The organism is Arthrobacter livingstonensis, from assembly GCF_003219815.1.
Taxonomy (GTDB): Bacteria; Actinomycetota; Actinomycetes; order Actinomycetales; family Micrococcaceae; genus Specibacter; species Specibacter livingstonensis.
On record NZ_QJVD01000053.1, the window covers coordinates 1 to 12,668 of the forward strand.

6 protein-coding genes and 1 pseudogene are annotated in these 12,668 nt (G+C 61.1%); 3 read left to right on the forward strand and 4 right to left on the reverse strand.

Features of this window, described 5'->3' with window-relative positions; all coding sequences use genetic code 11:
- Positions 1–1,084: 1,084 nt before the first annotated feature.
- A pseudogene (locus tag CVV68_RS22025) lies at positions 1,085–2,391 on the forward strand (ISL3 family transposase).
- Between the two features lie 540 nt (positions 2,392–2,931).
- Here CVV68_RS22025 and CVV68_RS22030 read toward each other — a convergent pair.
- A complete protein-coding gene (locus CVV68_RS22030; RefSeq protein WP_110503131.1) occupies positions 2,932–3,735 on the reverse strand; it encodes an SDR family NAD(P)-dependent oxidoreductase in 804 nt (267 codons plus the stop codon).
- The gene (locus tag CVV68_RS22035) at positions 3,732–5,141 is read right to left on the reverse strand and encodes a flavin-containing monooxygenase (protein ID WP_110503132.1); all 1,410 of its coding nucleotides are present in this window, start codon (positions 5,139–5,141) and stop codon (positions 3,732–3,734) included. The genes CVV68_RS22030 and CVV68_RS22035 overlap by 4 nt, the downstream gene beginning before the upstream one ends.
- Before the next feature lie 251 nt (positions 5,142–5,392).
- Between CVV68_RS22035 and CVV68_RS22040 the strand changes: the two genes are divergently transcribed.
- Positions 5,393–6,286: a LysR family transcriptional regulator gene (locus CVV68_RS22040; RefSeq protein ID WP_110503133.1), complete on the forward strand. Its 894-nt coding sequence runs from the start codon at positions 5,393–5,395 to the stop codon at positions 6,284–6,286.
- 682 nt (positions 6,287–6,968) lie between these two features.
- On the opposite strand, the gene CVV68_RS22050 is transcribed toward CVV68_RS22040, so the two are convergent.
- On the reverse strand, positions 6,969–7,625 hold the full coding sequence (locus tag CVV68_RS22050) for a VOC family protein (RefSeq protein ID WP_211320966.1): 657 nt from the start codon (positions 7,623–7,625) through the stop codon (positions 6,969–6,971).
- A gap of 396 nt (positions 7,626–8,021) precedes the next feature.
- On the opposite strand from CVV68_RS22050, the gene CVV68_RS22060 reads away from it, so the two are divergent.
- Complete coding sequence (locus CVV68_RS22060) at positions 8,022–10,217, forward strand: beta-glucosidase family protein (protein WP_245933733.1); 2,196 nt, start codon at positions 8,022–8,024, stop codon at positions 10,215–10,217.
- Between the two features lie 23 nt (positions 10,218–10,240).
- Here CVV68_RS22060 and CVV68_RS22065 read toward each other — a convergent pair whose 3' ends face one another.
- Positions 10,241–11,653 (reverse strand): MGDG synthase family glycosyltransferase, encoded by a 1,413-nt coding sequence (locus CVV68_RS22065; protein ID WP_110503138.1) that lies wholly within the window; start codon positions 11,651–11,653, stop codon positions 10,241–10,243.
- Positions 11,654–12,668 lie beyond the last annotated feature (1,015 nt).

Sequence of the window (12,668 nt, forward strand, 5' to 3'; positions counted from 1 at the left end):
GAGAACTCCCAAATCTACCGGGTTACCCATGCCCTATAACACACAAACCCTGACCCACACTTACGTCAGGAGAGCCCGAAAATGGTCCAAGTTCAGACCCACAGAAACAGAAAATCAGAGGCGAACGGTCGCTTCATTTGAGGATGTTCACGCCCATTTACCCCAACAAAAAGTACTAAGAGATATGCACCACGGCCGATACCGGCAGCCAAGTCGGCCGAAACGAAACAGCGTCCAGGCCAACGGGATTTGGTGACGCACGATGGTCCTTTCATGGCAGCGAATGACGTGTCATCCACCGTGTCGAGGCACCCGCCAGCGGCCGCCCGAGAGACTGTTCGGCAGTATGTGGTCGATCCACGTCACGTTTTACTCACATTTTTCAACCAAAACCCATAGCAATCCTTGACATGCCAAAGAAGCCCCGCTGTCCCGCACTCGGCCCCCGGAAAATAGCAGTTTTTGGCGTTGAATGGGTACGGTTGACATGAAAGTCCTGAGGTTCTCTTGGCCGCCGGTTCGAGTCCGGCCCCGGGCACCAAATATAGTCGTGACCTGCGGTTTTACAGTTTCAGCTAGGTGCGTTGAGGGGCCAAATCACGTTTTACTCACGTTAGTGAAAGAAAAGTTGGTCACGTTCTTGACCTGATTGTGGCCAAAAAAAGGTTCAATTTCCAGTCAAGTCTATCGACAGGAGGCCGTGGAAACCTCTAGATTCCGCGGTTTCCACAAGTCTGAAAACCTTCGGGTTGCAGCGGCCGCAAATTGGCCCTCCGATCTCCATACTCGCGGCACTGAGAACCTTGAGTGAGCCGGAATTCTGTTCGCAAACTGCAGGCAGAACCTCCGCGGAAGCGTTGGCCCCACCTCACGTCATTCGCCAGTTATTCCTCCACCAGCCGCCCAACGAACCGCGTCGCCATGCCCCAGGGCAGCAACCCGGAGTTAAGGGGCTCTTCAGAATCCAGAGTGTAGTCGGGTTTCCATGTGAGATTTCCGAGGGCCAGCCGTCGGTTCGGCATAGGTGAGGGCCTTGGTAGAGAATCAGATTGTCTAAGATCTCGTTTTCTACAGCAAGGCCCTCGTGTTCAACGCTACCTTCCCATGCCCTGACCTGACTACTTTTTGCGGCCTTCATGGGCTTGGCTTGGAAGCGACAGGGCAGTTCCTTGCCCCTGATCGTGCCGTGCTTGCTTGCCGCGTGGTGGCCACGGATGAATGGTGCCGCAAGTGCGGCTGCCAAGGCATCCCGCGAGACACAGTAACCCGTGAACTCGGCCATGAGCCCTTCGGTTGGCGGCCCACCACGCTGCTGGTGCGGATCCGCCGCTATAAGTGCACCGGGTGCGGGCACGTGTGGCGGCAAGACACCACAAAAGCTGCCGAACCACGGGCGAAGCTCTCCCGCCGCGGGTTGCGGTGGGCGTTGGAGGGCATCGTCTGCCAACATCTCACCGTCGCCCGCGTCGCCGAGGGCCTGGGTGTGTCCTGGAATACCGCGAACAAGGCTGTTCTGGCCGAAGGGCGACGCGTGCTGATCAATGACCCCACCCGCTTCGACGGGGTCAAGATCATCTGTGTTGACGAGCACGTCTGGAGACACACCCGGCACGGAGACAAGTACGTCACCGTCATCATTGACTTGACCCCGGTTCGCGAGAAGACCGGCCCGTCCCGGCTGCTGGATATGGTCGAGGGCCGCTCCAAACAGGTATTTTCCACCTGGCTGCAGGAACGCCCGCAGGCGTGGCGGGACGCGGTGGAAGTCGTGGCCATGGACGGCTTTCCGGGTTCAAAAGCGCCGCAGCCGAGGAACTGCCAGACGCTGTTGCGGTAATGGACCCCTTCCATGTTGTCCGCCTTGCTGGGGACGCTCTCGATGACTGTCGGCGCCGCATCCAGCAGGCCACGTGTGGGCACCGGGGGCGGGTCGGGGACCCTCTCTACAAGGCCCGGCGCACGCTGCATACCGGCGAAGGACTGCTGAACGAGAAGCAACAAAAACGCCTCGACGAGCTTTTTGCCCAGGAAAAACATATAGAGGTCGAAGTGACCTGGGGCGCCTATCAACGCATGATCGCCGCCTACCGGGAACCAGACCGGGTCAAGGCGAAGAAGCTCATGCAAGCCCTCATTGATTCCCTCAGCACCAAGCTCCCGGCCTCTCTGAAAGAACTTAAGAAACTTGGGGGAACACTCAAACGCAGGGTAGATGATGTGTTGGCCTACTTCGACCGGCCCGGCACCTCAAACGGTCCAACTGAAGCAATCAATGGAAGACTGGAACACCTCCGCGGCTCTGCCCTCGGCTTCCGCAATCTCACCAACTACGTCGCCAGGTCGCTGCTGGAATCCGGCGGGTTCAGACCAAAACTACACTCTGGATTCTGAAGAGCCACTAAACACGGTACTAAACACGGCCATTGAGAAGGGCGTCTTCCCTATGGACGGCGAACTTACCGGCGCCGCATCGTCCGCGTTGCAGCACACGCCATTCGGCAGGCGTAGCGTGACCCATGGTGCAATGGATGGCCATGACATGCCCGCTTCTTTTCACTATCTCCAGACAGTCCGACCCCGCCTGGCCCCATAGAAGCCTTCACGGGGCAACTTGCAAGACTAGGTAGGCGATGTGCGAATGGGTCATACCAGCCGCGTCGGATTGGTTAGCGAATTAATCAAGACAGTCCGCAGCACGGACACTAGATCAATGGTCGTGTTCGAACGTGTTGAGCTTTAGTATCACGAATAGCTGTAGGTTTATGCGACATGGGATGGTCCAGTGATCACGGTGAACATAACCGTTCGATGGTGGTTGTCTCCGGATGGCCATTCTTCCGTCCAGCGATCATCCGGGGACAACCATCAGGCAGTCGTAAACGTAATTTCTGTATCGATCCTCCTCATGCTCCGATAGTGCGCTCCTTTTTGTCAGATGTTCCCTTCCCGGCTTGCTGCCATGTGGCGGCTGAAATCGGGGTATCCGCAGATTTCGTATCCTCCATCTACCACCAGGCTGGTACCCGTCACGTACGAAGAGTCCGCGGCGGCGAGCCAGAGGGCCGGGGCCGCTATTTCCGCCGGTTCTGCGGCTCGTTTGATGACTACGTGATCGTTGAATTCCTTCATAATGCCGGGAGTGTCCCGCATGAACTGGGTCATCGGCGTGGCAACCATGCCGGGTAGCACGGCGTTGACGCGGATGTCGTGCCGGCCCAGTTCTAATGCTGCATTCTTGCTGAACATTTCCACGCCGGCCTTCGCGGAGGAATATGCGCTGCCGCCGAATAGAGGCAGATGGGCATTGAGCGAAGAGAGGTTCACGATCGTGCCGCCCTGCCCTCCGCGAATCATGGAGCGGGCTGCATGTTTCGTACTGAGGAACACTCCGTTTAACACTAAGTCGGTGGTAAATTTCCAGTCGTTCTGCTCAAGATCGACAATGGGTGCCATTCGTGCCGCCCCTGCGACATTGAATGCCGTTGTGAGTTCCCCGAAGCGTTCCACGCCGGAAGCGATAGCAGCGGAAATGTCGTTCTCGCTTGTGACGTCACCTGCGTATTGTTGAAAGGACTCACCGAGGGCCTCTGCTATGGACTTGAGTCCTTCCGCATTTAGATCCATGCCGATCACGCGTGCTCCCTCGTTCAGGAGCCGCTCGACAATCGCCAGGCCGATTCCTGAAGCTGCGCCGGTCACGAACGCGACACTGTTGCTGAATCGTTGCGTGCTCATGCCTGAACCCCCGCACGATCGAGACGAAGTCCTGCGTAGAAGTATTCGTCCAAGTAGTCAGGCATGGGTATGCCGAAGCGTTCCTCGATTTCCACGATTGCTGCCCGCAGGGCCCCAACGTCAAGCTGGTTAACGTTGCGTCGAACGTTCAGAAAGGGGAAGTCGGCTTTTAGGTTCGGACGAAATTCTTCCTTGATTTTGCGCATGTTTTCGGCGTTTTCGCCGGTGAGGATGGCCAAGGCGTCGGCGGCGATAAGCTGGGCCAGTCGGTCGAAAATCGTGTACGCATTGTCTGCCAGGTGGAGCATGCCCATGCCGTAGAGGCCGGTCGCTCCGTCGACGAAGGTGCCGAGGTGGAATTCCGGATGGCCTTGTTCGTAGCGAATGGCGCCCTCCGGTAACCAGGGAATGTTCACGTCGTATCCGGTGGCCAAGATGATGACATCGAAGTCATCCTGGCGCCCATCCTTGAAGAGTACGGTGGAGCCCTCAATTCGTTCGATGTCCGGCCGCCACTCGAGCTTTCCGTGAGATAGGTAGTGGAGCACCTGATTGTTCATGATCGGGTGCGTCGCTGCGACTTGGTGATCTGGTGCTGGCAACCCATACCGAGTCAGATCGCCGACAGAGGCCAGAACCAGTTCGCCGACCCGCTCCGGCGGAACATTTCCGAGCACGGGTATTTCCGGCAGGGGCGCTGACCCGGTCAATAGATCGGGGCTTGGCACGCCGAAGATCTGCTTGGGGAAGAACCAGTAGCCGCGACGTGTCGACAATATGGCCTTGCTTGCCCGCTGGGCTGCGTCGGCGGCGATGTCTACGCCGCTGTTGCCGGCACCGACGATCAGAACCCGCTGGCCGTCGAACTCCTGAGGTCGGCGATATTCCGTGGCATGGATCCCCCGCCCGGTGAAGGTGTCCCAGCCCTCGATGCCCGGAACGTAGGGCTCCCACTGTGCGCCTCCTGCGTAGACTACGCCGCGGTACTCCCGAACCTCGCCGGTGGAGAGAGTCACTCGCCAGAATTCCCCCCGGGTGTCACGGACTGGCTCGGCACTCGTCACTTCAATATTGAACTGCACCAGCGGCTCGAGCCCGTGGCTCCTAGCAAACGCTCGCACATACTCAAGAACTTGGTCCCAGCGCGGGTAATCGGGGTAGTGCGCCGGCATCGGGTAACCGACAAAACCGCCATACGACTTGCTGGAGATGAAGTTGCAGCTCTCATACATAGGAGAGCCGGGCTGGTTAATGTTCCAGATCCCGCCGATCTCGGAATAGCGCTCAAGGATGTCGACCTCGACACCTCGATTGCGCAGCGCACGGGCGGCGATCAGACCACCCGGGCCGGCCCCCACCACACAGAACTTCTTCGGCAGTTCACCGGTTGAGATAATTTCGACCATTTCAGACTCCTTTGTCAATAGGCGGACACAGCCGCAAAGTGGGGCTTGGGAGACATGACGCTTGCTGTCCGACTCACTTGGGGGACGACCGGCTCTTCAGACCGTGCCTACGTACAATGAGGCGGGCCGACTGTTGCACGATGCCTCCTGCATCCACTGTGCCCTCCATTAGATGGGTGGTCTATGACGCAGATTGCAAGTGGCATTAGGATCTGACTAACACCCCGCGGACGTTAAGGAGACCTGACTGAGTGGAATTCCGACCAGATGTCCATCCGCGCGTGCTTCGCTATTTCATCGCTTTGGCAGAAGCCGGCACGTACACGCGTGCCGCCGCACTGTTGCACGTGGCCACCCCCTCGTTGTCCCAACAAATCAGCAGGCTCGAGGCCGTTCTCGACGTGCGTCTTGTCGAACGAGACCACCGCGGCGCCCGGCTCACCCCTGCGGGTGAGGAATTTCTGGCTGCTGCGCGCCACCTGCTCCTGATGCACGACCAAATGATTGCACGGGTGCGTGAGCACGGGCGTAAGACCCCGGAACGCATTCGCATCGGCTTCTATAGCACCGTGGCTGGCCCGCGTACCCGCGGCATCCTGACGGCACTGCACCGCTTGTCCCCCAGCACCAAGGTCGAGCTGGTGCAATTGGGCTGGGGTGAACAGGTTACGGCAGTGCTGCAGGGAAAAGTGGATGCGTCTTTCGCGCGCCCACCACTCACTGAGACGGGCATTCAGGTGTTCCCCGTACTTACTGAAAAGCGGGTCGCGGTGATGTCAGTTCACCATCACCTTGCAGCCAGCGAGACGCTGCACATCGGCGACCTGGCCGGTGTTACCCAAGTGGACACCGACAACGTCTCCGATGAATGGCGGCGATGGTGGGCGGTTGATCCGCGCCCCGATGGGGTACCGACGGTCTATGGGCCCATGGTCCACAGCGTTGAGGAAATGCTCGAAGTCATTGCCAACAGCGACGTCATCGGCATCACTGCCGAGAGCCTAGCCGAGATCCTTCCCCGCAAGGACATTGCCTACCGCCCCATCATTGACATCGAACCAGCCCAGGTCGTCCTCGTCGTGCCAGAGGAGGTGGGACCCACTACATTCCTGCTGAGCAGATCCTTAGAAGAAGCCCAGTTATAAGCCCGCATACCAGGACGGCTCCCTACAGAAGCGTTCCGGACGAATGACGGCGCATCGGCACGCCGCCAGCAGTGATCCTCACCGGCATCGCCGACAGGTCAGTGATTTCAAGGGGTCGTCCCCGCGGCCAGATATCGCCGCTAATTCACCGCCAAATAGCTCTGCGATTCAGATCAAAGGTGCAGGTCAGAGGGTTGTTTGCCCAGTGAGGGACCGCTTCCGGAAATTCGCAACTATTTCGGCTACGTGATTACCCATGGCAGGATCCTTCTTGTGGACAACATCATTTGACTGGGCAGCTGATATGCCAAGATGACGACGAATTTGCGGTTGTTATGGACTTCCTACCACGACATATTGAACTGACACTCGCTGAACCAGGGTGCATTTCCTTTGATGTGGAACAGTGCCGTGATTCGTGGGTATGGGATGTATCCGAATGCTTCCAGGACGCTCACTCCTCTGAGCTCCACCAAGCTCGTGTCAGGGCCAGCGAGTGGGGCCTGCGACGGCCAATATCAAGCGCAGTTATTCCGTGTCGAGACTGTGGATGGGTCTGAAGTCTGCCAGGCCACATCAGTCCGGTGAAGGTTAGTCTGCGGGCGGCCTAAAAAGCTCAGTCTCCAGCAAATGAAGAACTTCGCCGCTGACTTCATGACAGCGGAACGCGCCAGCTGAGATTTCAGTTCGTGGTGAAGTACTGCGCCGCGCGACGGTTCACTTCTTCTGTTTTCACGTTCTCGATACGTTGGCTGAGCATCCATTGCTGACCGAATGGGTCGCGTAGGCGGCCGCCACGTTCGCCGTAGAAGTGGTCGGCCAATGGATAGATGACCTCGGCACCTGCCGTGATGGCTTGCTCCCAGACTGTGTCGACATCGGCCCAGTAGGTTGCCATGATTGCTGTTGCTGCACCGTTCAGCGACTGGGGTGACTGTGCTGGGGCACCGTCCGCGGTTTCGTCGCTGATCATGACCACTGAATCGCCGATGCGTATCTCGGCATGAATCAGGGCTCCGTCGGGATCGGTGAACCGCTCACCAATCTCCGTGGCACCGAAGGCCTCCCGATAGAACTCGATAGCGCGACCTCCGTCGTGGACGATCAACCGCGGCGTGACAGTGTGCAAATGTTCCGGAACCGCGGTTACAGTCGATTTCGGGTCGACCATGGTGGCCTCCTCGGGATGCAAGATATCAGCGATATTACCCGCGAGCCCGCAACGATGCCAGCACTCACGACGACCCATCCCGCGCAGCTCGCGGCGCATGACGAGGATGCTGGGGCTGGCTTCGACAACGTCATTGGAGTTCGCCTCAAGCTCACTGGGCTTGGGCACGCGGTTGATTTGGTCATTCGCCCCGTTTGATGGACGCGGAAGTTGACCCAGGTCATGGGCTCGCTTTGCAGCGGTGAAGTCGTCAGCGCCGAGGGTTTTTGCCGAGGCAGCTCCGGTGCCGGTCGCGGGCGGAGAGGAGCTCGTGGAGTCTCAGCGTGTGTTATTGGTGGGACAAGCAGAGACGAATGAAGAGCTGCGGTTGGTGGCGGAAGCGTTGACCAGTTCCGGGCATCCGGTTCGGGATCGGCGCGGGGTGTGGCCGCGCCCCGGTTGGCCGTCACCGGACTGGGGCGAACAGGGTACATAATTTAGGGCATGGAGATGGCTGGAGTACGACGGGCTGCGCAGGCGCAGAAGCGGTGGAGCGCCCGCATACGACCCGCATCGAGGAAAACGATGACGGTGGAGGGTAGCGCTTATGGCGAGGCAGTCCGGGCGGTCCGGGCAGGCGAACTCGATGCGGATGAGGCAGCCGACCTGATCATCGACAGGATGACCGATCGGGAGGTCCTCGGTCTTCTTGACGGCGACTCCCCCAGTCTGCTGCTACCGCTCATCCCGGTGCTGCTCGGCCGCCGGCCATTCGTAGCCGGGGCGGTCCCGCGGCTGGGCATCCCGGGCATCCGGTTCAGCGACGGTCCCCGCGGCGTCGTGATCGGCACTTCCACCGCCTTCCCTGTGACGATTGCGCGGGCGGCGACCTGGGATCCGTTGCTGGAGGAGCGGGTCGGCCACGCTATCGGTTTGGAGACCAGGGCCCGGGGCGCAAACTACTCCGCGTCCATCTGCGTCAACCTGCTTCGCCACCCCGCGTGGGGCCGGGCACAGGAGTGCTACGGCGAGGATCCAGTGCTTACTGGCCGGATGGGGGCGGCCCTGACCCGGGGCGTACGTATGAACGTGATGGCTTGTGTGAAGCACTTCGCGCTTAACTCGATGGAGAACGAGCGCTTCGAGGTCGATGTGTCTGTCGACGAGCACGCCCTCCACGAGGTGTACCTGCCGCACTTCAAGACCGTCGTAGACGCGGGCGCCGATTCCGTTATGAGTGCTTACAACAGAGTGCGGGGCGAGTATATGGACGTCAATCGTCCGCTGCTCACAGATGTGTTGCGGGACGAGTGGGGTTTCTCGGGGTTCGTGACGAGCGACTGGGTATTCGGTACCCACGACGCGGTCGTCAGCCTGCAGGCGGGGATGGACGTGGAGATGCCGCTGCGGATGCTGCGCGCCCGCGATCTGCCGGCCGCCCTGCACAGAGGTGACGTCGCTCGCGCGACGGTGCTGCGGTCAGCGCGCCGCATCCTGCGTACCAGCGTGATGCATGCCGCGACGCGCGAGGCCGCGGGACCGTGCGCCGCCATCATTGCGTCCCCGGCGCATCGGGTGCTGGCCCACCAGGTCGCCGCGGAGTCGATCGTGCTACTGAAGAACGAAATCACCGGCGGGACACCGCTGCTACCGTTGACTTCCACCATCGGGCACCTCGCGGTGATCGGACGACTCGCGGTACGGGCGAACCTTGGCGATCATGGCTCCTCACGCGTTCGCCCCCCCTCCACGGTCTCACCGCTGAAGGGGCTTAGGGAGGCCCTTCCCCGGGTGCGGATCACGACCGCGTCCGGGAGAAACGTACGCGCCGCAGCCGCGGCGGCGGCCGCTGCCGAGACGGCCATCGTCGTCGTCGGCTTGGACCAGCACGATGAGGGCGAGTCGGTCGTCACCGCCGGTGTGGACGTGGGCGTACTCGGCCGGGCATTTGGCTCTGGGCGACTCCGCAGGCCGCTGATTGCCCTCGCACACTTGGCGTCGCGGTTCGTCCGCGGTGGCGACCGCAACTCGCTCGACCTGCGTCCCTCCGATGTGAGCCTTATCCGTGCGGTCACCGCAGTCAACTCCCGGACCGTCGTCGTGCTGATCGGCGGCAGCGCGATGCTGACGGAGGCGTGGCGGGACCGTGTGCCGGCGCTCCTCCTCGCTTGGTACGGCGGGATGGAAGGCGGCCACGCGTTAGCCAGCGTGCTTACCGGAGCGGTGGAGCCCGGCGGGCGGCTGCCGTTTGTGCTGCCGACGGATGCTGCGCATCTACCGTCTTTCGACAGCGCGGCGAAGTCAGTCATCTACGACGACAGGTGGGGTCAACGCCGGCTCGACGGCGATGGGCACGCGCCCGCATTCCCTTTCGGGTTCGGCCTGGGCTATACCACGATCGAGCACCGGCTCCTCAACCACAAGTTCGACAACACGGGCGGCAGCGCGGAAGTACTCGTGACGAACACCGGTGATCGTGAGGGATCGACCGTCGTGCAGGTCTATGCCGCCGACGTTTCCATTCGCCGGCCGGTAGCCCAGCTGCTTGGCTTCAAAAAGGTGACACTGCAGCCAGGAGCGGAGACGACCGTCCAGGTGGCACTGGATGCCGGTCCAACGCTGCAGCGCGATCCGGTGACACGCCACTGGGCCCCCCGCACCGGCGACTGGGCCATGCTCGCTGCCCAACACAGTCCCAGCACCTGGGAAAACGCCCGCCGGTTACGACGCCCTGGGCGCTTGACCTACGAAGAAAACGACCTGGACAGTCAGTCGGGCTGAGGTCAATATGGGTCGCGTCCCGGTCATCCGGGAAGGGTGCGAGAAGTTGTCGAGAGCGCTTCGACTCGCACGGGAAGCACGTCGTCGCCCCTGAGCATGGCGCGGAGCAACCGCCGCGCTTCCCACCGAAGTGACACCGGTGTCAGGTCGCGCCGCAGCACCAGCCCCCCGTCCGGAGCCGCATACCGTTTCTGCAGATCGCCCAGCTCCTCCGATCGCAGCAAAGCCACCGTACTGCCCGTGGCCTGGTCGACCAGCCGGACCAGCGATGACGGTCCCGTCAGGTCAGTCGCGACGACGCGCCGCTCACTCCCGGCGAAGATCGACTTCTGCGCCGCACGGGTCACGACCAGAGGACGGAACGGCCCGTCGAGCAAGCCGTTCAGCACGTCCGCCGCGGCGTCAGGGCGCCCGATTCTTTGCGCCGCCGCCTGCATCCGCTGCAGGCGGCCCGGCTCGCGCAGCAACTCATCGATCTTCCAGCCAATCGTGGCGGTATTGTTGCACCGCACGGCCGCGCCCTGCTCCATCAGGTAATCGCCGTTGCGAACCTCCTGCCCCGGGATAGGGTTCACCAGGACCATGGGCAGCCCAGCGGCCATGCACTCCGAGGCCGTCAACCCGCCCGGTTTACCCACGAAAAGGTCAGCGCGACAAAGCAGCTGCGGCATCTCCCTTGTGAAGCCGAGCACGCGGTAGCGGTCGCCAGCGGGCGCCACCAGCGCCTCGATGCGCTGCCGCAGCGCGTCGTTGTATCCACATACAATCGTGGCCGTGAATGGTGACCGCATGTGCAGCGTCTGCCGCACGACCGCGACGGCGTAGTCACCGCCTTTCGCGCCTGCCGAGATCAACAGCATCGGGGGCACGCTGGGATCGCGAATGGGCACAACGTTTGACTTAGCCTCGATCGGGATCCCCGTGGCCTCAACGCGGTCGGCAGGCAGACCGAGCGCCGTCAGCTCCACGCGCCCCTCCTCCCTGGCTACGAAGAGGGCATGGAAAGCGCTCGTAAGCCACAGGCCCTGGAAGTCGTAGTCCGTCGTGACCACAGCAGTCCTGGCATCGATCACGCCGCGAAGGAGAAGTGACGCCATCAGCTGGGCCGGCAGAAAGTGTGTGCACACAATCGCGGTGGGGCGGAATCGCTTGATCGCACGGATGACCGGAATGGCGTTCATCCGAGTCCAGGGGTCGATCGGACCCCGGCGCCCAAACGGCGGGTCGCTGACGTCATAGCCCCACTCGACCAGCCATGGCAACTCCTTGACCAGGACGAAATAACCCTTCCCCAGCACGTCGCGGTAAAGCGCGCTACTCATCTGCAGCACGTCGACCACCTGCACCTCAACGATGTCGGCGCGCGAGGTACACGCCTGCTGTACCGCCGCCGCCGCGCTGTTGTGCCCCGATCCCACCCCGGCGGTCAGGATCATGACTCGCTCGCCGCCAGCGCTGTTTGAGCTCCGTGCAGCCTTCCTAAGCTTGAAGGGGTGATGGCCGCCCATGTGTTCTCTCCACCCGCCGATACCGGACATCGTCGAGCAGAGCGAGGCGGCAGCGATCGTTCGACCCGAGGATTCCAAACGCGGTGTCGTAGCTTCTGGTTCTCCCGGACCACCGGCGTCAGCCAGGTCGGTGCGTTGATCATCGAGGTGCGTTCGCAGCAATGTCGTCGTGCTCGACCACGCCCGCGCTAGGTATTTCACGAAGCATTCCTGTCTAATGGAGGCGATGGTCATGGCGAGAGCACTTCGTTGCTCCCCATACCCGGGCAACATTACACGGCAGCACGGCTGGCCCCGATTAATCTCGTGGATGCCGTGGTACGGGCCAGGAAGGCTGGACTCGGCTGAGCCAGTAATCGGCCGTGCTGGGCGCCACCTCGTCTCGCCGTCAGATTGCTAGTCGCCCGTAAACACATTGAACAAGTAAACGCATTGAACTAGACAACGGCGACTTCCGCGACCGCCTTCGCACGGGTGTCCCGTATGCCGGTCCTTTACCGGACGAACCAGGCGCTGACCTGCACTTTTCCCCTTCCGGCCAACCCTTTTCGAGATCGCAGTTTGACCCCTCAAAACGATCGCAATTCTTACCGCCTGTGCTCCATTGACGCTCCAGCGAACAGGAGGATTGACCGACCTTTCCATCCACCCCCCCCCGAAACACACTGTTTTCGACGGTCAACGGAGGCTGTCGGCATCAGTGTCCTGAGTTTCTCTTGGCCGCTGTTTCGAGTCCGGCCCGGGGCACTAATTGTGCTCCTGAATTGCGGTTTAACTTCGCGGGAGAAGGGCGCTCAGAGGCCGAATCACGCTCTACTCACGTTTTTGGACCAAAAAGATTGCTCACGTTTTTGGCTTGCTGGGGAGTGTCCCTATGTTCTTTGTCAAGCGCTGGGGTAGTTATTTTTCGAGTTTTCCAGGGTGCTGATTTGGGCAGGAATGA

Coding starts and splice junctions, on each gene's coding strand:
- CVV68_RS22065 (WP_110503138.1), bottom strand. CDS start 11,653: ATGATCCTGACCGCCGGGGTGGGATCGGGGCACAACAGCGCGGCGGCG.
- CVV68_RS22035 (WP_110503132.1), bottom strand. CDS start 5,141: ATGGTCGAAATTATCTCAACCGGTGAACTGCCGAAGAAGTTCTGTGTG.
- CVV68_RS22060 (WP_245933733.1), top strand. CDS start 8,022: ATGACGGTGGAGGGTAGCGCTTATGGCGAGGCAGTCCGGGCGGTCCGG.
- CVV68_RS22030 (WP_110503131.1), bottom strand. CDS start 3,735: ATGAGCACGCAACGATTCAGCAACAGTGTCGCGTTCGTGACCGGCGCA.